This is a genomic window from Paraburkholderia caballeronis, from assembly GCF_900104845.1.
In the GTDB taxonomy this organism is placed as follows: Bacteria; Pseudomonadota; Gammaproteobacteria; order Burkholderiales; family Burkholderiaceae; genus Paraburkholderia; species Paraburkholderia caballeronis.
On record NZ_FNSR01000001.1, the window covers coordinates 2,140,771 to 2,163,311 of the forward strand.

Below are 22,541 nucleotides of genomic sequence, written 5' to 3' on the forward strand. Positions count from 1 at the left end.
TCCATTAATCAATAAAATTCAAAGACTTGCAATCACTTCTTCGAGCTTCTTGCGAATTGCGTCGATGCTCTGCGTCGAATCGACGATCGCGAACCGGTACGGCGCTTCTTCCGCGCGGCGCAGGTACTCGGCGCGCGTGCGCGTGAAAAACGCGTCGGTCTCGCTTTCGAAGCGGTCCGGCTCGCGCGCCGCGCTGCGCCGCTCGCTCGCGGTGTCCGGCGGCACGTCGAACAGCACCGTCAGGTCCGGCTGAAAACCGCCCTGCACCCACCGCTCCAGCGTTTCGAGCTTGTCGCGCGGCAGCCCGCGGCCGCCGCCCTGATACGCGAACGTCGCATCGGTGAAACGGTCCGACAGCACCCAGTCGCCGTGCGCGAGCGCCGGCTCGATCACGCGCGCGAGATGTTCGCGGCGCGCGGCGAACATCAGCAGCGCCTCGGTTTCCAGATCCATCGGCTGGTGCAGCACGATCTCCCGCACCGCCTCGCCAAGCGGCGTGCCGCCCGGCTCGCGCGTCATCACGACCGTGCGGCCCGCGACGGCCGGCTTTGCCGCGAGCCGGTCGCGGAACCATTCGAGATGGGTGGTCTTGCCCGCGCCGTCGATGCCTTCGAACGTGATGAATTTGCCCCGCGCCATCATTGACCCCGGATGTATTTGTCGACGGCCTTGTTGTGGTCGCCAAGCGTGTTGGAAAAGACGCTGCTGCCGTCGCCTCGGGCGACGAAGTACAGCGCGGTCGTCGCCGCCGGGTTCAGCGCGGCTTCGAGCGCGGCCACGCCAGGCAGCGCGATCGGCGTCGGAGGCAGCCCCATCCGGAGGTACGTATTGTAAAGAGTGTCGGTCTGGAGGTCGCGCTTGTGCAGGCGCCCGTCGTAGTTGTCGCCGAGCCCGTAGATCACCGACGGGTCGGTTTGCAGCGGCATCCCCGCGCGCAGCCGGTTCGCGAACACCGCGGCGACGAGCGCGCGGTCGCTCGCGCGGCCGGTTTCCTTCTCGACGAGCGACGCGAGCTTCAGCGCGTCGTACGGCGTCTTCAGCGGCAGCCCCGGCGCGCGCGCCGCCCACGCTTCCGCGAGGCGCACCTGCATCAGCCGGTACGCGCGGCGGTACACGTCGAGGTCGCTCGTGCCCTTGTCGAACAGGTAGGTGTCGGGGAAAAACAGCCCCTCGCCGCTGTCGTGCGGCGCGGGCGGCGCGCCGATCGCGGTCAGCAGCTGCGCGTCGGTCAGCCCGGCCGCGTCGTGGCGCAGCGCCGGATTCGTGTCCAGTTCCGCGCGCATCCGCCTGAAGGTCCAGCCCTCGATGACCGTCGCGACGTACTCGTTCACGTCGCCGCGCGCCATCTTCTGCAACACCTGGTACGGCGTCACGCCCCGCTTGAACTCGTAGTTGCCCGACTTGAGCTGGCTTTGCAGCCCGAGCACGCGCGTCATCGCGACGAACAACCGGGTTTCCACCGGCACGCCGCCGCGCCGCAACTGGATCGTCACGCTGCGCACGCTGCTGTGCGGCTTGATCGTGACGTCGAGCTGGTCGGAGGCGAGATCGATCGGGGTGGACGCCCAGTACCAGACGCCGCCGATGGCGGCCGCGGCCGCCACGACGAGCGCGGTGCCGGCGACAAGGCATTTCTTCAACAGGGACATGCGAAACACGACTCAGGGGGACCCCATATAATACTTGTTCGCCCCCGCTAAAGTCAGGATTGACTGTTCCCCGAATCCATGAATTCCCCGCTCGATTCCGCCTCCGCCGCTCCTGCCGCCCCGTCGCCCGCCGCCGCGCGGCCGTCGTCCGCCGATTTCGACGCGGTGCTGACCGGCGGCGCCTACGCGGTGCTGCCGCAGTTCGGCGTGATCGACGCGAACGGCGACGACGCGGCGGCATTCCTGCACGGCCAGTTGACGAACGACATCCAGCACCTCGACGTGACCGGCGCGCGCCTCGCCGGCTACTGCTCGCCGAAGGGCCGGCTGCTCGCGTCGTTCCTCACGTGGAAAACCGGCGAGACGATCCGCCTGCTGGTGTCGAAGGACGTGCAGGCGGCCGTGCAGAAGCGGCTGTCGATGTTCGTGCTGCGCGCGAAGGCGAAGCTCGTCGATGCGAGCGACGCGCTGCTCGTCGTCGGTTTCGCCGGCGACGTGCGCGGTGCGCTCGCCGGCCAGTTCGACGCGCTGCCGGACGGCGTGCACGTGACGGTCGACGATCCGACCGGCACGCTGATCCGCGTGCCGGATGCGGCCGGCCGGCTGCGTTATCTGTGGATCGGCCCGAAGGAAGCGGTCGAGGCGCGGCTCGCGGCGCTCGGCGGCGCGCTCACGCGCGTGCCGCCCGCCGTGTGGGACTGGCTCGACATCCGCGCGGGCGAACCGCGCATCACGCAGCCGGCATCCGAGCAGTTCGTGCCGCAGATGGTCAACTACGACGTGCTCGGCGGCGTGAACTTCCGCAAGGGCTGCTACCCGGGCCAGGAAGTGGTCGCGCGCAGCCAGTATCGAGGCACGATCAAACGGCGCACGTCGCTCGCGAGCGTCGCCGCCGAGCCGGCGAACGCGCACGCGGGCGTCGAGCTGTTCCATTCGGACGACCCCGGCCAGCCGTGCGGGATGGTCGTCAACGCGGCGGCCGCGCCGGACGGCGGCGTCGATCTGCTCGCGGAAATCAAACTCGCTGCGCTCGAAGCGGGCACTGTGCATCTCGGTTCGGCCGACGGTCCCGCGCTGCGTTTCCTGCCGCTGCCGTACGCGCTGCCGACCGAGGCCTGACGCGTTGGCCCCGCTGGCGGTGAACGGGCGTCGCACGGCGCGGCGCATCGGTCGTTCGAAGCGCGTTTGCCGTTGCGTTGACGCCTGTCGCGGAGTTCGCGCGCGATGTGCCTGATCGTCTTCGACTGGCGTCCCGCCGCAACTCGCGGCGCGCTCTTCACGCTCGCCGCGAATCGCGACGAATTCTTCCGCCGCACCGCCGAGCCGCTGCACTGGTGGGACGACGCGCCGAACGTGCTCGCGGGCCGCGATCTCGTCGGCGGCGGCACGTGGCTCGGCACGACGCGCGACGGCCGTTTCGCCGCGCTGACCAACTACCGCGCGCCGCACGACATGCGGCCCGACGCGCCGACGCGCGGCACGCTGGTGTCGCGCTGGCTGACCGGCGCGCCGGACCTGCCGGCGACGCCGCTCGGTTATCTGCAGCAGGTCGCGCGCGATGGCGGCCTGTACAACGGCTTCAATCTGCTGGTAGGCGACTGGAAGCGGCGCGAACTCGCGTGGTACTGCAACCGCGCGGACCTCGCGCCCGCGCTGCTGCCCGCAGGCACGCACGGCATTTCAAACGCGGTACTCGACACGCCGTGGCCGAAGCTCGTGCACAAGCGCGAGGAACTGGCGCAACTGACCGCGAACGGGTCGGACGTGGCGCTCGAACGGCTGGTGGCGATGATGCGCGACCCGCAGCAGGCGCGCGACGCCGAACTGCCGGCGACCGGCATTTCGCTGGAACGCGAACGGGCGCTGTCGGCCGCGTTCATCGAGACGCCGGATTACGGCACGCGCGGCACGACCGCGATGCGGGTGGTCGTCGAGCGCAGCGGAACGTTCGACGTCGATGCGATCGAGCGCAGCGACGACAACGGCTCGCACCGGATCGTGCGGCCCGGGGACTTCGAGCGGCACGAACGGTTCGACGTGATTTGACGGCGCGGCGGCGATCCGCCCCTGCCCGCCTGTTGCCCGACCGGGGAATGCTGCGCACGACACGGGCCGCCGCGCAGGCGCTGCCACGACCCACTTGCGGATCACGGCGGGCACAAGACTCCGCGATGCGCGAGCCAGCCATCGCGGCCCCCATCCCGAAACAATGGCGCAAGCGTCCGGCCGCATCCCGGCCAGACAGCTTCGCGAATACGGCTACCTGAACGCGCCGCCCCGCGTCACCCGGTCCCGAACGCTTCCCGCAACGCCGCCGCCGCATCCGCGTGCGCGGCCACCGCTTCGCGCACGAACGCGCCGAGCTTGAAAAACTCGTGGACCATTCCCGGATACTCGACCAGCGTCACGCGGTTGCCGGCCGCGCGCAGCTTGTCCGCATACGCGATGCCTTCATCGACGAGCGGATCGTATTCGGCCACCGCGATCCACGCGGGCGCGACGCCCGCGAAGTCCGGCGCGCCGCGCGTGCCGTCGAGCGGCGCGAAACGCCAGTCGTCGCGGTCGGCATCGGTACGCAGATACTGCGAGAAGAACCACTGGATCGTCTTCGCGGACAACAGATAACCTTCCGCGAGCCGCCGGTGCGATGCGGTTTGCTGATGCCCGCCCGCGCCCGGATAGATCAATAGCTGCAACACCGGCGCGATGCCCGCGTCGCGCGCGAGCACCGCGCAGACGGTCGCAAGCGTGCCGCCCGCGCTATCGCCGCCGACCGCGATCCGCGCCGCGTCGATCGCATGTTCGGCCGCGTGGTCGTGCAGCCAGCGCCACGCGTCGAATGCGTCCTCGACCGCCGTCGGAAAACGATGCGCGGGCGCGAGCCGGTAATCGACCGACAGCACCGCGCAATGCGCGTCGCGCGCGTACATCCGGCACAGCGCGTCGTGCGTCTCGACGCTGCCGACCGTGAAGCCGCCGCCGTGGAAATAGACGAGCGCCGGCAGCGGATCGGCCCAGTGCGGCTCGACCGGCAGGTAGAGCCGCGCGCGGATCGACGCGCCGTCGCGCGTCGGCACGTCGAGGTCTTCGACCGCGTGCATCGGCGCGGCCGGAATCTCCAGCACCGACGCACTTGCATCGTATGCGGCCCGCGCTTCATCAGGCGTCAGCGTGTGATACGGCGGGCGGCCGGCGCGCGCGATCATCGCGAGCACCAGTTCGACGTTCGGGTTCAGCGGCATCGGTCGTTATGGCGGCGGTTCGAATGCGCGGATCACGACGCGCGCTTGATCCCGGGTTTCAGCGACATCGGATCGGTCGGCGCGCGTTGCGCCTCGATGTCGTCGTGGCGCAGCTTCACGGTCGCGAGAATGGCCGGATGCGTGAGGATATAGAAACGCCGCTCGCGCACCGCGTCGAACGTCAGCGCCGCGACGTCGTCCGCCGACAGTCTGCCGGAGCGCACCGCGCGTTGCAGTTGCAGGTCGGCCGCCTGCTGCGAGCGGGTCGGCGGCGCGTCGTTGCGCAGCGTAGCGGGCCGCGCGCGCTCCGCGTTCGCGATGCCGGTCGGCACGAACGCCGGGCACAGCAGCGAACAGCCGACGTTCGCGTTCACGCTTTGCAGGTCGTGATAGAGCGTCTCGGTCAACGACACGACCGCGTGTTTCGACGCGTTATAGACGCCCATCGCGGGCGGCGACAGCAGCCCCGCGACCGACGCGGTGTTCACGATATGCGAGCGTTCCTGCTGCTTCAGCATGATCGGCGCGAACGCGCGCACGCCGTTCGCGACGCCGATCACGTTCACGCCGAACACCCACTCCCAGTCCTTCGCGCTGCTCTCCCACACGAAACCGCCGGTGCCGACGCCCGCGTTGTTGAACAGCAGATGCGCGCCGCCGTATGCGTCGAGCGCGGCCTGCGCGAGTCCATCGACCTGCGCGGCGTCGCGCACGTCGGTCGGCACGCCGATCGCGTCCGCACCCTTCGCGCGCAGCGTGTCGACGGTCTGCGCGAGCGCGGCGGGATCGACGTCCGCGAGCACGAGTTTCATGCCGAGCGAAGCGCCCTGCTGCGCGAAGGCGCGGCCGAAGCCGCTCGCGGCGCCGGTGATGACGGCCACGCGGCCGTCGAACTGGAACGGGTCGGACATTGCGGTGCGTATCCTGCGATGAGTGGTTCGAGCCCGAACGGCGGCGTTCGGGTCGGTCAGATCAGCTTCACGAGCTGCTTGCCGAAGTTGCGCCCTTTCAGCAGGCCGAGGAACGCTTCGGGCGCGTTTTCGAGCCCCTGCGCGATCGTCTCGCGATAGATCAGCTTCTTCTGCGCGACGAGGCCGCCGAGTTCCGCGAGCGCCTGCGGCCACAGGTCCAGATGCTCGGTCACGATGAAACCCTGCACCAGCAGCCGCTGCCGCAGGATCAGCGCGGGCTGCTTCAGCGGCACCGGCTCGCCGTCGTAACCGGCGATCATCCCGCACAGCGCGATGCGGCCGAACTCGTTCATCCGGTCGAGCGTCGCGTCGAGCATGTCGCCGCCGACGTTCTCGAAGTAGCCGTCCACGCCGTCCGGCGTCGCGGCCTTCAGGTCGCGCCACAGGTTGCCCGCCTTGTAGTCGACGCACGCGTCGAAGCCGAGCGTGTCGGTCACGTAGCGGCACTTCTCGTCGCCGCCCGCGATGCCGACCGCGCGGCAGCCGGCGAGCTTCGCAAGTTGGCCGACCACGCCGCCGACCGCGCCGCTCGCCGCGCTGACGACGACCGTCTGCCCGGCCTGCGGCGCGATGATGCGGTTCAGCCCGTACCACGCGGTGACGCCCGGCATCCCGACCGCGCCGAGATACGCGGACAGCGGCACGTTCGCCGCATCGACCTTGCGCAGCCCGACGCCGTCCGACGTGCCGAACTCCTGCCAGCCGAGCGTGCCGACCACGTGGTCGCCGACCGCGAACGACGCGTTGCGCGACTCGACCACTTCGCCGACGGTGCCGCCGATCATCACTTCGTTCAGCGGCTGCGGGACCGCATACGACTTCGCGTCGTTCATCCGGCCGCGCATGTACGGATCGAGCGACAGGTAGTGGTTGCGCACCCGCACCTCGCCGTCGGCGAGCGGCGCGAGCGGTGTTTCGACGAGCCGGAAGTTGTCGACGCTCGCCGGCCCCTTCGGGCGCGACACGAGCAGGATCTGGCGATTGAGTTGCGGCATCGGGATCACCTTCGCGTTGGGTTTATCGCAGTCGACAGACTGCGCGATGGAGTCGGCGCGCGCGGCGCGAGGCAGCCGGCGCCGCGCGCGCCAATGAGAGCGTGCGCGGGTCAGCCGTCGCTCGGACCCGGCTTCGCGGCCGGGTCGCTGCGCAGCCGCTGGCTCGTCACGTCGCGGCCGACCGCGAGCCGCCGCATGTACTTGAACGTGCCGAGCGCCTTCGCGACGAAGTGGCCTTCGCTGTCGCGGATCTCGCCTTCGCAGTACGCCATCGTCGTCGAGCGGTGCAGCACGCGGCCGGTCGCGCGCAACTCGCCGCGTCCCGGCTGCATGAAGTTCACCTTCATCTCGACGGTGACGACGCCGATGCCGTCGCCCGCGAGACTGCGCGCGGCCATCGCGAGCGCGATGTCGGCGAGCGTCATCGTCACGCCGCCGTGCGCGACGTCCCACGTGTTCAGATGGCGCGTGGCGAGCGACAGCACGACTTCGCTCGCGCCGTCCGCCGCGCTGACGAGCTGCGCGCCGAGATGATCGACGAACGGGCTTTCGATCAGCGGCTGGGCGCTGGAAGTGGAACCGGTCATCGCCGCGCTCAAGCGAGATAGTCCACGCACTGCCGCGTTTCGACGACGGCCTGCGCGAACTTCTTCACGACGAGGTGATCGGGATGATCCTGGTATGCGTCGAGCGCGGCCTTGTCCGCGAAGTCGGAGACCAGCGCGATGTCGTAGGTGGACAGCAGGCCCGGCTCCGCGAGACCGACTTCGAGATGCAGCATGCCCGGCACGAGATCGCGGCAGCCTTCGAGCAGGCCCTTCAGCTTCACCACGTTGGCGGCGCGCGACGCGCCCTCTGCCGTTTCCTTCAGCTTCCACATCACGATATGACGGATCAACGTGTTCACCTTTTTCGAGTGCATTGAACGGGGCGGCGCGTTTCGCGTCCGCGGGTATCGCAATCATAACCGCACCGCCCGCCGCGCGAACGCGGCTCCGCACGCGCCCAGGTTCATGCGCGAAGCGCGTTTCGACGGAGCGACGCCGGCCGCGCAAGGTGCGAATACCGGCGTCGTTCGAAACACCAGGCCGAAACACCAGGCGCGAAGCACGAGACCCGCGTTCAGGCCACCTCGAACAGACCGGCCGCGCCCTGCCCGCCGCCGATGCACATCGTGACGACGACGAACTTCGCGCCGCGCCGCTTGCCTTCGATCAGCGCATGGCCGGTCAGCCGCGCGCCGGACACGCCATACGGATGCCCGACCGCGATCGCGCCGCCGTTCACGTTGAGCCGTTCGTTCGGGATGCCCAGCTTGTCGCGGCAATACAGCACCTGCACCGCGAACGCCTCGTTCAGCTCCCACAGGTCGATGTCCTGGACCTTCAGCCCGGCCTGCTTCAGCAGCTTCGGCACCGCGAATACCGGGCCAATGCCCATCTCGTCCGGCTCGCAGCCGGCCACCGCGAAACCGCGGAAGATCCCGAGCGGCGTCAGCCCCTCGCGCTCGGCCACCTTCGCGTTCATCACCACGCATGCGCTCGCGCCGTCCGAGAACTGGCTCGCGTTGCCGGCCGTAATGACGCCGCCCGGCAGCGCGGTGCGGATCTTCGTGACGCCGTCGAGCGTCGTGTCCGCGCGGATGCCTTCGTCGGCGGCAACCGTCACTTCCTTCGTCAACAGGCGGCCGGTCGCCTTGTCCGCGACGCCGGCGAGCACCGTCAGCGGCACGATTTCCGCGTCGAACAAGCCCGCCGCCTGCGCGGCCGCCGCGCGCTGCTGCGACTGCACGCCGTATTCGTCCTGACGCGCCTTCGAAATTTCGTAGCGTTTCGCGACGTTCTCGGCCGTCTGCAACATCGACCAGTAGATTTCGGGCTTGTTCTGCTGGAGCCAGCCTTCGAACGCCAGATGGCGGTTCATCTCGTTCTGCACGCACGAGATCGACTCGACGCCGCCCGCGACGAACACGTCGCCTTCACCGGCGATCACGCGTTGCGCGGCGAGCGCGATCGTCTGCAGGCCCGACGAGCAGAAACGGTTCACCGTCATGCCCGGCACGCTGACCGGCAGGCCGGCGCGCAGCGCGATCTGCCGCGCGATGTTGCCGCCCGTCGCGCCCTCGGGGTTCGCGCAGCCCATGACGACGTCCTCGACGCGCGCCGGGTCGAGCTTCGCGCGCTCCACCGCGGCTTTCGTCACGTGGCCGCCGAGCGTCGCGCCGTGGGTCAGGTTGAATCCGCCGCGCCACGACTTCGCGAGGCCCGTGCGTGCGGTCGATACGATTACGGCATCAGTCATGCTGTCTCCTGCCTTCAATGGATGTTTTGCTTTGAATACGTGTTACCGCGCGTGGCCCGCGAACACCTCGGCGGACTGCACGCGCGCGACGCCCGCGGTGGTCAGTTGCTGCCATGCGAGCGCGAGCGAATCGTTCAGATCGATCGCGCGCGACGCGTCCTCGATCAGCGCGACGTCGAAGCCGGCCGCGCGCGCGTCGAGCGCGGTCCACGCGACGCAGTAGTCGGTCGCCAGCCCGCAGCACCACACGCGCGTGACGCCGGTGTCGCGCAGATAACCGGCGAGGCCGGTCGGCGTCGTGCGGTCCGCTTCGAGGAACGCCGAGTAGCTGTCGACGTCCGCGTGATGACCCTTGCGGATGATCGCGCGCGCATGCGGCACGTCGAGCCCGCCGTGCAGCGCCGCGCCGTCCGTGCCCTGCACGCAGTGCGTCGGCCACAGCACCTGCTCGCCGTACGGCAGCGTGAAGGTCTCGAACGGCTGACGGCCCGGGTGGTTCGCGGCAAACGAAACGTGCTCGGGCGGATGCCAGTCCTGGGTGAGCACCACATGGCTGAAGGTGCGCGCGAGCCGGTTCACGAGCGGGACGATCTCGTCTCCGCGCGCGACCGCCAGCGCGCCGCCCGGCATGAAGTCGTTTTGCAGGTCCACCAGCAGCAATACTTCGTCTGCGCTTCGCATGGCTTCAGGTCCGCTTTAAATCCGTTGTCAGTTGAACGTGCCGCCCTTCGCGGCGAGTTCGACGATCGACGGCGCGATCTGCCACGCGTCGCCGTTCGGCTGCGCGGCGAGACGGCGCATCGCGCGCTCGACGTTGTAGAGCCCGACCGTGTCCGCGTACAGCATCGGGCCGCCGCGATACAGCGGGAAACCGTAGCCTGTCAGGTACACCATGTCGATGTCGGACGCCTTCGACGCAATCCCCTCTTCGAGGATCTTCGCGCCTTCGTTGACGAGCGCGTACACGAGCCGCTCGACGATCTCGTCGTCGCCGATCCTGCGCCGCGTCGCGCCGGTTTCCTGCGAGTACGAAACGATCATGTCGTCGACGAGTTTCGACGGCAGCGCGTTGCGCTCGCCCGGTTTGTAGTCGTACCAGCCCGCGCCGGTCTTCTGCCCGAAGCGGCCGGTCTCGCACAGGCGGTCCGCGATCTTCGAATACCTGATTTCGGGGCGTTCCTGATACCGGCGCTTGCGGATCGCCCAGCCGATGTCGTTGCCCGCGAGGTCGCTCATCCGGAACGGCCCCATCGCGAAGCCGAATTTCTCGATCGCGCGATCCACCTGCGCGGGCAGCGCGCCTTCTTCGAGCAGATACAGCGCCTGGCGCACGTACTGCTCGATCATCCGGTTGCCGATGAAGCCGTCGCAGACGCCGGACACCACCGCCGTCTTGCGGATCTTCTTCGCGACCTGCATCACCGTGGCGAGCACGTCCTTCGCGGTGTCGCGGCCGCGCACGACTTCGAGCAGCTTCATCACGTTCGCGGGGCTGAAGAAGTGCGTGCCGACGACGTCCTGCGGCCGCTTCGTGAACGACGCGATTTTGTCCACGTCGAGCGTCGACGTGTTCGACGCGAGGATCGCGCCGGGTTTCGCGACTGCGTCGAGGCGCTTGAACACCTGTTCCTTTACGCCGATTTCCTCGAACACCGCTTCGACGATCAGGTCCGCGTCCTTCAGGTCGTCGTGCGACAGCGTCGGGCGGATCAGCGCCATACGCTGCGCAAGGGCTTCTTCGGTCAGCTTGCCCTTCTTCACGTTCGCTTCGTAGTTTTTGCGGATCGTCGCAAGGCCGCGGTCGAGCGCGTCCTGCTTCGTCTCCAGCAGCGTGACCGGCAGCCCCGCGTTCACGAAATTCATCGCGATGCCGCCGCCCATCGTGCCCGCGCCGATCACCCCGACCTGGCGGATTTCGCGCACCGGCGTGTTCGACGGCACGTCCGGAATCTTCGCGGCCGCGCGCTCGCCGAAGAACGCATGCCGCAGCGCGCGGCTCTCCGGCGTCTGCACCAGCGCGACGAAACACTCGCGCTCGAACGCGAGGCCCTTGTCGAAACCGTCGGTGACGCCGGCCGCGATCGCATCGACGCACTTCAGCGGCGCGGGATACGGTTTCGTCGCGGCGGCGACCGTCGTGCGCGCGAACGCGACGAAACCTTCCGCGTTCGGATGGTCGATCTTGCGGTGGCGCACCAGCGGATGCGGCGCGGGTTTTTTCGCGGCCTCGCGCGCAAACGCGGCGGCTTCCGCGAGCAGGTCGCCTTCGGCGATCGCATCGAACAGACCCGTGTTCGCGAGTTTGTCGGACAGCACCGGCGCGCCGCCGACGATTATGTTCAGCGCGGTTTCGAGACCGACTGCGCGCGGCAGGCGCTGCGTGCCGCCCGCGCCCGGCAGCAGCCCGAGCTTCACTTCGGGCAGCGCGATCTGCGCGCCGCGCGCGGCGACGCGATAATGCGCGCCGAGCGCGAGTTCGAGGCCGCCGCCCATCGCGACGCTGTGAATGGCGGCGACCACCGGCTTCGCGCTCTGCTCGACCTCGGCGATCACGGTCGCGAGCGTCGGCTCCTGGGTCGCTTTCGGCGTGTTGAATTCGGTGATGTCCGCGCCGCCGGAAAACGCCTTGCCGGCGCCGGTGATGACCACCGCGACGACATCGGGATCGTGCTGCGCGCGGGCGAGCCCTTCGACGATGCCGCTGCGCGTCGAATGCCCGAGCCCGTTGACGGGCGGATTGTCCAGCGTGATGACGGCGATGCCGTCGCGGGTCGTGTAGTCCACTGCCATGTGCCTGCCTCCATGCATGCGGCTTGCGTTATGCGGCGCCGGCTCATTGTCCGACATCCTGTATCAGCACGCAGAATACACAAAAAAGAACGTTCGTTCCATTTTTAACGTGACGGGGAGCGCCAGGGTTTTCACTGGGTCGATCGTCAACGGAACGTTCGGTGAGCGCGACATGAAGCACATGAAGCGTGTCGCAGCGTAACGGCAACCAGGCCGGCAATACGATTGCCGGCCTGGCCGTGTTTATACAGAGGATGAATGGGTCGCGCGTTAACCGTGCGCGCCGGAATCACGCGGCACGTCGGCGGTCAGCGGGCAGTCCGGCCCCGCGTCGAGCGCGGTCGGCAGTACGTGATGGCGGAACTGCTCGCGCAGCTTCAGCTTCTGGAGCTTGCCGGTCGCGGTGTGCGGCAGCGCGTCCACGAACGCGACGTCGTCCGGCATCCACCACTTGACCACCTTCCCTTCGTAGAACGCGAGCAGTTCCTCGCGCGTGAGCGTCGCGCCCGGCCGCAGCACCACGACGATCAACGGCCGCTCGGTCCAGCGCGGATGCGCGCACGCGATGCACGCGGCCTCCGCGACGGCCGGATGCGCGACCGCGATGTTCTCCAGGTCGATCGAGCTGATCCACTCGCCGCCGGACTTGATGACGTCCTTGCTGCGGTCCGTGATGTGCAGGAAGCCGTCGGGGTCGATCGTCGCGACGTCGCCGGTCGGGAACCAGCCGTCGACGAGCGGCGTGCCGTCCTGGCGGAAATACCGGTCGATCACCCACGGCCCGCGCACGTGCAGGTCGCCGAACGCGACGCCGTCCCACGGCAGGTCGCGGCCGTCGTCGCCGACGATCTTCATGTCCACGCCGCAGATCGCGCGCCCCTGCTTTTCGAGCAGCGCGCGCCGCGCGTCCGGCGGCCGCTGCGACTGCTCCCAGTTCAGCTTCGCGAGCGTGCCGAGCGGCGACATCTCGGTCATCCCCCATGCGTGGATCACCTGCACGCCGTATTCGTCCTCGAACGTGCGCTGCATCGCGGGCGGACACGCGGAACCGCCGATCACCGTCCGCTGCAACGACGAGAAGCGCGCGCCGGCGTCGCGCATGTACGCGAGCAGCCCGAGCCACACGGTCGGCACGCCGGCCGAATAGGTGACGCGCTCGGCCTCCATCAACTCGTACAGCGAGCGGCCGTCGAGATCCTTGCCGGGGAACACGAGCTTCGCGCCGGTCAGCGGCGCCGCGTGTGGAATGCCCCATGCGTTCACATGGAACATCGGCACGACGGGCAGCACCGAGTCGCGCGCGGACAGCGCCATCGAGTCGGGCAGCGACGCCGCATACGCATGCAGCACCTGCGACCGGTGCGTGTACAGCGCGCCTTTGGGATGCCCGGTCGTGCCGGACGTATAACAGAGGTTCGACGCGCTGCGCTCGTCGAGCACCGGCCAGTCGAATTCGCCGCGTTGCGCGCCGAGCAGCGTTTCATAGCTCAGCACCGGCGTGCGCATGTCCGGCAGATGGCCGTCGTCCGCCAGCGCAATCCAGCCGAGCACGTTCGGGCATTGCGGCGCGAGCGCATCGACGAGCGCCGCGAACGTCGTGTCGAACAACACGTAGCGGTCGTCCGCGTGATTGACGATGAACGCGATCTGCTCGGGAAACAGCCGCGGATTGATCGTGTGGCAGACCGCGCCGAAGCCGGTCACGCCAAAATACGCCTCCAGATGCCGGTAGCCGTTCCACGCGAGCGTGCCGACGCGCTCGCCCGGCGCGACGCGGAGCGCGATCAACGCCTCGGCCAGTTGTTTCGCGCGCCGCTCGCAGTCTTTATACGTATAACGATGGATGTCGCCTTCGATGCGGCGCGACACGATCTCGGTATCGCCGTGATGCCGCGCCGCGTGCGCGAGCAGCGACGACAGGTTCAGTGGCACGTCCATCATCTGACCTGATAGCGGCGGCGTCATCGGCATGGGTCTCCTCGCGCTCGTTCTGGTGTCCGGTGGGCGGCCTGCGGCGGGCCGCGGCGCCGCCAGCAGGCCGGCGGGCGTGGACTTACAATATCGGCTAACCCAAAGGCGCTCAACATGTCGTTTTCACCAGGCATTTCAGAAACAACGCGAGAAACCGCACCGGTTTCGCCCGCAGCGGGCGGTCCGCTCGACGCGGTCGCCCGCGCGCTCGCCGAACCGCGCGACGACGCGTTCGCGGCGCTCGGTCCGGCGTTCGTCACGCGGCTGCCGGCCGCGCCGCTGCCCGCGCCGTATCTGGTCGGCTTCTCCGGCGAGACGGCCGCCGCACTGGGACTCGATCCGCAGATCGCGAACGACCCCGCGTTCGCCGGTTATTTCAGCGGCAACTTCACGCGCGAACTGCCGCCGTCCGCGATGTCGTATGCATCGGTGTACTCGGGACACCAGTTCGGCGTGTGGGCCGGCCAGCTCGGCGACGGCCGCGCGCTGGGCTTAGGCGAGATCGCGCATCCGCACGGCCGCCACGAACTGCAACTGAAGGGCGCGGGCCGCACGCCATATTCGCGGATGGGCGACGGCCGCGCGGTGCTGCGCTCGTCGATCCGCGAGTTCCTGTGCTCGGAGGCGATGCATCATCTCGGCATTCCGACGACGCGCGCGCTGTGCGTGACCGGCTCGGATCAGCCCGTGCGGCGCGAAGAGATCGAGACGGCGGCGGTCGTCACGCGCGTGTCGCCGGGTTTCGTGCGCTTCGGCCACTTCGAGCACTTCTATGCGAACGACCGCATCGACGACCTGCGCAAGCTCGCGGACCACGTGATCGCGCGGTTCTATCCGCACTGCCGCGACGCAGACGACCCGTATCTCGCGCTGCTCGACGAAGCCGTGCGCTCGACCGCCGCGCTGATGGTCGAATGGCAGGCGGTCGGTTTCTGCCACGGCGTGATGAACACCGACAACATGTCGATCCTCGGGCTGACGATCGACTATGGTCCGTTCGGGTTCATCGACGGCTTCGACGCGAACCACATCTGCAATCACTCGGACTCGCAGGGCCGCTACGCGTACCGGATGCAGCCGCAGATCGCGTACTGGAACCTGTTCTGTCTCGCGCAGGCGCTGCTGCCGCTGTTCGGCCCGCAGCGCGACGAGCCCGACGACAAGGTCCGCACCGAACAGGCGATCGCCGATGCGCAGGGCGTGCTCGAACGTTTCAAGGAACGCTTCGCGCCGGCGCTGGAAGCGCGGATGCGCGCGAAGCTCGGCCTCGAACTCGCGCGCGACGGCGACGACGCGCTCGCGAACCGGCTGCTTGAAGTGATGCACGCGAACCGCGCGGACTTCACGCTGACGTTCCGCCATCTCGCGAAACTGTCGAAGCACGACGCGAGCGGCGATGCGCCGGTGCGCGACCTGTTCCTCGACCGCGCGGCGTTCGACGCGTGGGCGAACGACTATCGCGCGCGGCTGTCCGAAGAAACACGCGGCGACGACGCGCGCGCGGCAGCGATGAACCGCGTGAATCCGAAATACGTGCTGCGCAACCATCTCGCGCAGACCGCGATCGAGCGCGCGGCGCAGAAGGACTTCAGCGAAGTGGAGCGGCTCGCGCGCGTGCTGCGCCGGCCGTTCGACGAGCAGCCGGAATACGAAGCGTATGCGGGCCTGCCGCCGGACTGGGCGAATTCGCTCGAAGTCAGCTGCTCTTCGTGACGCGTTTTTTTCACCCCCCCCTTTTTCACCGCATTCACCCGCAAGCCAGGAACCCCGACCATGAGCCAGGACGACCACAACGCCGACGCGTATCCCGAGCACAAGGACGACGCCGAATGGCGCAAGCAGCTTTCCGACGTCGAATATCAGGTGACGCGCCACGCGGCCACCGAGCGGCCGTTCACCGGCCGCTACTGGGACCACTGGGATCGCGGCGTCTACGACTGCGTGTGCTGCGGCACGCCGCTTTTCGAGTCGGACACGAAGTTCGACGCGGGCTGCGGCTGGCCGAGCTACTTCCGCCCGATCAACGGCGAGGTGATCGAGGAAAAGACCGACCGCACGCACGGGATGCTGCGCATCGAGGTCCGCTGCAAGCACTGCGGCGCGCACCTCGGCCACGTGTTCGAGGACGGCCCGGCGCCGACCGGGCTGCGGTATTGCATCAACTCGGCTGCGCTACAATTCGACCCGAAGTAAGCGCGCAGCATCGCGCAGGCCGGGCATCTCCGCCCGGTCCGCGCAGCCAGCCGGCCTCGCGCCACTCTTTACCGGACATTCCCGGCCGACAATGAAATTCCTGTTTGATCTGTTTCCGATCATCCTCTTTTTCGTCGCCTTCAAGCTGTGGGGCATCTTCACCGCGACGGCCGTCGCGATCGCCGCGACGCTCGTGCAGATCGCCTGGGTCGCGTTCCGCCATCGCAAGGTCGACCCGATGCTGTGGCTGAGCCTCGGCATCGTCACCGTGTTCGGCGGCGCGACGCTGATGCTGCACGACGAGACCTTCATCAAGTGGAAGCCGACGGTGCTGTACTGGGCGTTCGCGGTCGTGCTGATGGTGTCGCAACTCGGCTTCGGCAAGAACCTGATCGAAGCGATGATGGGCAAGCAGATCACGCTGCCGCCGCGCGTGTGGACGCAGCTCAACCTGGTGTGGTCGGTGTTCTTCGCGCTGCTCGGCGTGCTGAACCTGTTCGTCGCGTATCACTTCTCGACCGACACGTGGGTCAACTTCAAGCTGTTCGGCGCGACCGGCATCCTCGTCGTGTTCATCGTCGGGCAGAGCCTGTGGCTGTCGCGTTACATGAAGGAAGAAGAATGAGCGACGCGTTCCTGAACGCCGGCCCCGCCGAACGTCTCGCGTTGATCGACACGCGGCTGCGCGCGGCGCTCGCGCCGGTCGCGGCGCTCGATGTGCGCGACGACAGCGCGCAGCACGCGGGCCATGCGGGCGCGGCCGCGGGCGGCCATTACAGCGTGACGATCGTGTCGCCGGCATTCGCGGGCAAGCCGCGCGTGGCGCGGCATCGCATGGTGTATGATGCGCTGGCCGAGGCAATGCAGCGCGGCATTCACGCTCTAGCGATCACGGCTTTGACGCCCGACGAAGCCAGCGCGCCGCCCCGGTAGTCCACCGAATATTTCCTTTTTTTGTCGCCCCGTCAGGATTTTTCATGACCTTGAAGAAAACCCGTCTTTGGGTACTGCTGGCTGCGTGCGCGGCCGCTCCCGCATTCGCGCAGAACATCGCCGTCGTGAACGGCACGCCGATCCCGAAAGCGCGCGCCGACGCGATGATCCAGCAGCTCGTGCAGCAAGGCCAGCAGGACACGCCGCAACTGCAACAGGCCGTCCGTGAAGAACTCGTGAATCGCGAGATCCTGATGCAGGAAGCGGCCCGTCGCGGCATTCCGAACCAGCCGGACGTGAAGGCGCAGATCGCGGTCGCGCAGCAAACCGTCGTGCTGCGCGCGCTGATCCAGGACTTCGTGAAGAACAACCAGCCGAGCGACGCCGACGTGAAGGCGCGTTACGACCAGCTGGTGAAGCAGCAAGGCGGCAGCGAATACCATCTGCACCACATTCTCGTCGCGGACGAGCAGCAGGCGAAGGACCTGATCGCGAAGATCAAGGGCGGCGCGAGCTTCGAAGACCTCGCGAAGCAATACTCGAAGGACCCGGGCTCCGCGAAGAACGGCGGCGACCTCGACTGGTCGGACCCGAAGGCCTACGTGCCGGAATTCGCGGCCGCCGCGACGCATCTGCAGAAAGGCCAGATCACCCCGACGCCGGTGCATACGCAGTTCGGCTGGCACATCATCCGCGTGGACGACATCCGCCCGATCACGCCGCCGCCGCTCGAACAGGTGCGCGCGCAGATCGTCCAGCAGATCCAGCAGGAAAAGCTGCAGGCGTTCGAAGAAAACCTGCGCCAGCACGCGAAGATTCAGTAACGCGAACTTCGCGAGCGCGACCCGTAACACGCGTTGCTGCAATAAAAATGCCGCCCAGTAGGGCGGCATTTTTGTTTGCGCTTCTCGGTTGAACTCGCTTGAACTCGTTTGAACCGCTCGCTCGACGCGCCGGCCGCATCCTCGATGCGGCCGGCTTCGCGCTGTCGCGATCAGCCGAGCCAGCGGCGCGCGTTCTGGAACACGCGCATCCACGGGCTCGCTTCGCCCCAGCCTTCCGGATGCCAGCTCATCTGCACGGTGCGATGCACGCGCTCCATGTGCGGCATCAGCACCGTGAAGCGGCCGTCCGGCGTCGTCACCGACGTGATGCCGGCGGGCGAGCCGTTCGGGTTGAACGGATAACGCTCGGTCGCTTCGCCGCGATGATCGACGTAACGCATCGCGATCGCGACGCGCGACGCGTCGCCCTGCTGCGAGAAGTCCGCGAACCCTTCGCCGTGCGCGACCGCGACCGGAATCCGCGAGCCTTCCATCCCCGCGAAGAAGATCGACGGCGACGCCTGCACTTCGACCAGCGAAAAACGCGCCTCGAACTGCTCGGACTTGTTGCGCGTGAACTTCGGCCACGCGTCCGCGCCGGGGATCATCGACGCGAGGCTCGACAGCATCTGGCAGCCGTTGCAGATGCCGAGCGCGAACGTGTCGCCGCGCGCGAAGAACGCCGCGAACATGTCCGCGAGTTGCGCGTTGAAGCGGATCGTCTTCGCCCAGCCCTCGCCCGCGCCGAGCACGTCGCCATACGAGAAGCCGCCGCAGGCCACCGCGCCTGCGAAGTCCGCGAGCGACGCGCGGCCTTCGAGCAGGTCGCTCATGTGGACGTCGTGCGCGTCGAAACCCGCGCGGTCGAACGCATACGCGGTTTCGAGGTGCGAGTTCACGCCCTGCTCGCGCAGGATCGCGACGCGCGGCCGCGCGCCCTTCGCGATGAACGGCGCGGCAACGTCTTCCGCCGCGTCGAACGTCAGGTGCGGCTGCATGCCCGGATCGGCCGCGTCGAGCAGCGCGTCGTATTCGGCGTCCGCGCACGCGGGGTTATCGCGCAGCCGCGCGATGCGCCAGCTCACGTCGCTCCACGCGCGATGCAGTTCGACGCGCGGCGCTTCGTACACCTTCTTCGCGTCGCGATAGATTTCGATCGTGTCGCGCGCGTTCAACTGGCCGATCACGTGCGAGCACGCGGACAGCCCGAACTCGCGCAGCACCGCGAACACCGCATCGCGCTGGGCGGCGCTCACCTGGATCACCGCGCCGAGTTCTTCCGAGAACAGCGCGCGCAGCGTGCGGTCTTCACGGCGGCCGCTGGTCTGCTTCGCCCAGTCCTTCGCGTCGCCGTAGTCGGACTCGTGGTCCGCGTCGAGCGTCAGCATGTCCACGTTCAGCGACACGCCGACGTGGCCCGCGAACGCCATCTCGCAGACCGTCGCCCACAGGCCGCCGTCCGAGCGGTCGTGATACGCGAGCAGCTGGCCGTTCGCGTTCAGCTTCTGGATCGCGGCGAAGAACTGCTTCAGGTCCTCGGGGCTGTCGACGTCCGGCACCGAATCGCCGACCTGCTGCGTGACCTGCGCGAAGATGCTGCCGCCGAGGCGGTTCTTGCCGCGGCCGAGGTCGATCGCGATCAGCACGGAGTCAACCGGTTGGCCCGCTTCGTCCGCGCGGCGCAGTTGCGGCGTCAGGTGCGAGCGCACGTCGTCGACCGGCGCGAACGCGGAGATGATGAGCGACACCGGCGCGACCACTTCCTTCGCGACGCCGCCGTCGCTCCACTTGGTGCGCATCGACAGCGAATCCTTGCCGACCGGAATGCCGATGCCGAGCGCCGGGCACAGTTCCATGCCGATCGCCTTCACGGTGTCGAACAGCGCGGCGTCCTCGCCCGGCGCGCCGCACGCGGCCATCCAGTTCGCGGACAGCTTCAGGCTGCCGAGCGAGCGGATCGGCGCGGCCGCGATGTTGGTGACCGCCTCGCCGACCGCCATGCGGCCCGACGCGGGCGCGTCGATCACCGCGAGCGGCGTGCGCTCGGCCATCGTCATCGCCTCGCCGTGGAAGCCCGCGTAGTCCATCGTCGTGATCGCGCAGTCCGCGACCGGCACCTGCCACGGGCCGACCATCTGGTCGCGCACGCTGGTGCCGCCGACCGAACGGTCGCCGATCGTAATCAGGAACGACTTGCTGCCGACCGTCGGATGGCGCAGCACGCTCGTCGCGACGTCGTCGAAGGCGATGCCGGTCACGTCGACCGGCACGAGCGGCGTGCTCGTATGTGCGACGTCGCGATGCATGCGCGGCGGCTTGCCGAGCAGGATGTCCATCGGCATGTCCACCGGCTGGTGATGGCCGTTCGCGGCGAGCGCCTTTTCGTCGGTGTCGATCAGTTTCAGGTCGCGTTCCTCGGTCGCCGTGCCGACGACCGCGAACGGGCAGCGCTCGCGCGCGCAGATCGCTTCGAACATCGCGAGGTCGGCCGGCGCGATGGCCAGCACGTAGCGCTCCTGCGCCTCGTTCGACCAGATTTCGCGCGGCGACAGCCCCGACTCTTCGAGCTGGATCTGGCGCAGTTCGAAGCGCGCGCCCTTGTTGGCGCCATCGACGAGTTCCGGGAACGCGTTCGACAACCCGCCCGCGCCGACGTCGTGAATGCTGAGGATCGGGTTCGCGTCGCCCAGTTGCCAGCACGCGTTGATGACTTCCTGCGCGCGCCGCTCGATTTCCGGGTTGCCGCGCTGGACCGAGTCGAAGTCGAGTTCGGCGGTGTTCGTGCCGGTCGCCATCGAGCTTGCCGCGCCGCCGCCCATGCCGATCCGCATGCCGGGGCCGCCGATCTGGATCAAGAGCGAACCGGGCGGCAGGTCGTGCTTGTGCGTGTGCTGCGCGCTGATGTTGCCGATGCCGCCCGCGATCATGATCGGCTTGTGATAACCGCGCACGGTGCCGGCGACGTTCTGCTCGTACACGCGGAAGTAGCCGCCGAGGTTCGGACGGCCGAATTCGTTGTTGAACGCCGCGCCGCCGAGCGGGCCGTCGGTCATGATCTGCAGCGGCGACGCGATGCGGTCCGGACGGCCGTAAGCCGCGGTTTCGTCGGCCGGGTTGCGGTGCGCGAGCGGCTGCGCGGCGTCCCGCGCGTTTTCCCAGGCTTCGCGCGCGTCCGGCAGTTCGAGGTTCGACACGGTGAAGCCGGCGAGGCCCGCCTTCGGCCGCGCGCCGCGGCCCGTCGCGCCTTCGTCGCGGATTTCGCCGCCCGCGCCGGTCGCGGCGCCCGGGAACGGCGAGATCGCGGTCGGGTGGTTGTGCGTCTCCACCTTCATCAGCGTGTGCGTGAGTTCGGTGTGGCGGCCGTACTTCTCGGCCGGCTCGCCGTTACCGGCGGCCTTGCGCGGGAACCAGCGTTCGGCCGGCGCGCCTTCCATGATCGCGGAGTTGTCCGAATACGCGACGATCGTGTGCTGCGGGTTCAGCTTCTCGGTGTTGCGGATCATCGCGAACAGCGACAGGTCCTGATCGACGCCGTCGATCGTCCACTGCGCGTTGAAGATCTTGTGCCGGCAGTGCTCGCTGTTCGCCTGCGCGAACATCATCAGCTCGACGTCGGTCGGGTTGCGTTCGAGCTTCGTGAACGCGTCGACGAGGTAGTCGATCTCGTCGTCCGCGAGCGCGAGGCCGAGTTCGCCGTTCGCCGTTTCCAGCGCAGCCCGGCCGTGACCTAGCACGTCGACGGTCTGCATCGGCTTCGCCGGCAGTTCGTCGAACAGATGCAGCGCCTCGTCGCGCGAGGCCGCGATGCTTTCGGTCATCCGGTCGTGCAGCGCGGCGGCAACGGCGGCGCGCGCGTCGTCGGACAGCGTCTTTTTCCCGCCGAGCAGGCCGGTCTTCAGCACGACGGTGTATTCGATCCCGCGCTCGATCCGGCGCACCTGTTCGAGACCGCAGTGATGCGCGATGTCGGTCGCCTTGCTCGCCCACGGCGACACCGTGCCGAAACGCGGCACCACGAGGAACGTGAGCGTCGCGCCGCGTTCGTCGCGCGCGTCGAACGGCGCGCCGTAGTGCATCAGCGCGTCGATCTTCGCGCTGTCATCGGCCGTGAGCGGCGTCGCGGAATTGACGAAGTGCAGATACTGGCCGCGCACGCCGACGACGTGGGCGTCGATGCGCGCGAGCGTGTCGAGCAGGCGGGTCTGCCGGAAGTCGGAAAGGGCCGAAGCGCCGGGAAAACACGAGAAGTGGGCCATGGACAGGACGTTACGTTTGCTTCGCGCAAGGGCGTCGCGGGTTGCGTCGCGGGTTTGCGCTGCCGAAGGGCGTCGATGAAGCCCGCATGAAGCCCGCAACGCCGCGACGTGAGGCGAAAAGGGAGACCGCGATTATAACCCGGAAGCCCCGCCCCGGCCCCCGCTGGCGGTGCGCGCGGCGCTCCCGGAAGCCGTGCTGCGCGGCGCGGCCGGCCATCGTGCTGACCATCGTGCTGACCATCGTGCTGACCATCGTGCTGACCATCGTGCTGACCATCGTGCTGACCAGCGTGCTAACCAGCGCGCCGGACGGTCCCGCCCGGCGCGGCCGCGCGAACGGCGGCCCCCGCGCAGCGCATGGCGGGTCCGGCCGTTTGGCTGCTATCATTCGGCGTTTCGCCCGATCGGCGCGCCCC

19 protein-coding genes are annotated in these 22,541 nt (G+C 68.4%); 7 read left to right on the forward strand and 12 right to left on the reverse strand.

Annotation, left to right across the window (positions count from 1 at the left end):
- Window positions 1-18 precede the first annotated feature (18 nt).
- A complete protein-coding gene (tmk, locus tag BLV92_RS09580) occupies window positions 19-639 on the reverse strand; it encodes a dTMP kinase (RefSeq protein WP_090544398.1) in 621 nt (206 codons plus the stop codon).
- Window positions 639-1,649: an endolytic transglycosylase MltG gene (mltG, locus tag BLV92_RS09585; RefSeq protein WP_090544400.1), complete on the reverse strand. Its 1,011-nt coding sequence runs from the start codon at window positions 1,647-1,649 to the stop codon at window positions 639-641. The genes tmk and mltG overlap by 1 nt, the downstream gene beginning before the upstream one ends.
- A 78-nt stretch (window positions 1,650-1,727) precedes the next feature.
- Here mltG and ygfZ point away from each other — a divergent pair, with 78 nt between their 5' ends.
- Together ygfZ and BLV92_RS09595 are read left to right on the forward strand one after the other, a co-directional pair.
- Window positions 1,728-2,768: a CAF17-like 4Fe-4S cluster assembly/insertion protein YgfZ gene (gene ygfZ / locus BLV92_RS09590; protein ID WP_090544402.1), complete on the forward strand. Its 1,041-nt coding sequence runs from the start codon at window positions 1,728-1,730 to the stop codon at window positions 2,766-2,768.
- A 105-nt stretch (window positions 2,769-2,873) separates the two neighbouring features.
- Window positions 2,874-3,695 carry an NRDE family protein gene (locus BLV92_RS09595; RefSeq protein WP_090544404.1) on the forward strand — a complete coding sequence of 274 codons (822 nt, stop codon included), beginning with the start codon at window positions 2,874-2,876 and terminating at the stop codon, window positions 3,693-3,695.
- A gap of 236 nt (window positions 3,696-3,931) precedes the next feature.
- On the opposite strand, the gene BLV92_RS09600 is transcribed toward BLV92_RS09595, so the two are convergent.
- The 9 genes from BLV92_RS09600 to BLV92_RS09640 form a co-directional block, all read right to left on the reverse strand.
- The gene (locus tag BLV92_RS09600; RefSeq protein ID WP_090544406.1) at window positions 3,932-4,891 is read right to left on the reverse strand and encodes an alpha/beta hydrolase; all 960 of its coding nucleotides are present in this window, start codon (window positions 4,889-4,891) and stop codon (window positions 3,932-3,934) included.
- A 32-nt stretch (window positions 4,892-4,923) separates the two neighbouring features.
- On the reverse strand, window positions 4,924-5,802 hold the full coding sequence (locus tag BLV92_RS09605) for an SDR family oxidoreductase (protein ID WP_090544408.1): 879 nt from the start codon (window positions 5,800-5,802) through the stop codon (window positions 4,924-4,926).
- A 56-nt stretch (window positions 5,803-5,858) separates the two neighbouring features.
- Window positions 5,859-6,857 carry an NADP-dependent oxidoreductase gene (locus BLV92_RS09610; protein WP_090544410.1) on the reverse strand — a complete coding sequence of 333 codons (999 nt, stop codon included), beginning with the start codon at window positions 6,855-6,857 and terminating at the stop codon, window positions 5,859-5,861.
- Window positions 6,858-6,967: 110 nt separating this feature from the next.
- Complete coding sequence (locus tag BLV92_RS09615; RefSeq protein ID WP_090546963.1) at window positions 6,968-7,444, reverse strand: PaaI family thioesterase; 477 nt, start codon at window positions 7,442-7,444, stop codon at window positions 6,968-6,970.
- Between the two features lie 8 nt (window positions 7,445-7,452).
- A complete protein-coding gene (locus BLV92_RS09620; protein WP_244283771.1) occupies window positions 7,453-7,755 on the reverse strand; it encodes a Dabb family protein in 303 nt (100 codons plus the stop codon).
- Between the two features lie 224 nt (window positions 7,756-7,979).
- On the reverse strand, window positions 7,980-9,158 hold the full coding sequence (locus BLV92_RS09625) for an acetyl-CoA C-acyltransferase (RefSeq protein ID WP_090544412.1): 1,179 nt from the start codon (window positions 9,156-9,158) through the stop codon (window positions 7,980-7,982).
- 42 nt (window positions 9,159-9,200) lie between these two features.
- Window positions 9,201-9,839 carry a bifunctional nicotinamidase/pyrazinamidase gene (gene pncA, locus BLV92_RS09630; RefSeq protein ID WP_090544414.1) on the reverse strand — a complete coding sequence of 213 codons (639 nt, stop codon included), beginning with the start codon at window positions 9,837-9,839 and terminating at the stop codon, window positions 9,201-9,203.
- 27 nt (window positions 9,840-9,866) lie between these two features.
- Window positions 9,867-11,948: a 3-hydroxyacyl-CoA dehydrogenase NAD-binding domain-containing protein gene (locus tag BLV92_RS09635; RefSeq protein ID WP_090544416.1), complete on the reverse strand. Its 2,082-nt coding sequence runs from the start codon at window positions 11,946-11,948 to the stop codon at window positions 9,867-9,869.
- 270 nt (window positions 11,949-12,218) lie between these two features.
- Entirely contained in the window at window positions 12,219-13,913 is a 1,695-nt protein-coding gene (locus BLV92_RS09640) for a 3-(methylthio)propionyl-CoA ligase (RefSeq protein ID WP_090546965.1), read from the reverse strand.
- A gap of 120 nt (window positions 13,914-14,033) precedes the next feature.
- Between BLV92_RS09640 and BLV92_RS09645 the strand changes: the two genes are divergently transcribed.
- The 5 genes from BLV92_RS09645 to BLV92_RS09665 all read left to right on the forward strand — a co-directional run bounded on the left by BLV92_RS09645 (window position 14,034) and on the right by BLV92_RS09665 (window position 17,869).
- Complete coding sequence (locus BLV92_RS09645; protein ID WP_090544418.1) at window positions 14,034-15,632, forward strand: protein adenylyltransferase SelO; 1,599 nt, start codon at window positions 14,034-14,036, stop codon at window positions 15,630-15,632.
- Between the two features lie 60 nt (window positions 15,633-15,692).
- Window positions 15,693-16,112 carry a peptide-methionine (R)-S-oxide reductase MsrB gene (msrB, locus tag BLV92_RS09650; protein WP_090544420.1) on the forward strand — a complete coding sequence of 140 codons (420 nt, stop codon included), beginning with the start codon at window positions 15,693-15,695 and terminating at the stop codon, window positions 16,110-16,112.
- Between the two features lie 91 nt (window positions 16,113-16,203).
- On the forward strand, window positions 16,204-16,737 hold the full coding sequence (locus BLV92_RS09655; protein ID WP_090544422.1) for a septation protein A: 534 nt from the start codon (window positions 16,204-16,206) through the stop codon (window positions 16,735-16,737).
- Window positions 16,734-17,045, forward strand: a complete 312-nt coding sequence (locus BLV92_RS09660; protein WP_090544424.1) for a BolA family protein — start codon at window positions 16,734-16,736, stop codon at window positions 17,043-17,045. Before BLV92_RS09655 ends, BLV92_RS09660 begins: the two co-directional genes overlap by 4 nt.
- A gap of 44 nt (window positions 17,046-17,089) precedes the next feature.
- Window positions 17,090-17,869, forward strand: a complete 780-nt coding sequence (locus tag BLV92_RS09665) for a peptidylprolyl isomerase (protein WP_090544426.1) — start codon at window positions 17,090-17,092, stop codon at window positions 17,867-17,869.
- Window positions 17,870-18,039: 170 nt separating this feature from the next.
- Here BLV92_RS09665 and purL read toward each other — a convergent pair whose 3' ends face one another.
- Window positions 18,040-22,125, reverse strand: coding sequence for a phosphoribosylformylglycinamidine synthase (purL, locus tag BLV92_RS09670; RefSeq protein WP_090544428.1), 4,086 nt, complete (start codon window positions 22,123-22,125; stop codon window positions 18,040-18,042).
- Window positions 22,126-22,541: the final 416 nt, after the last annotated feature.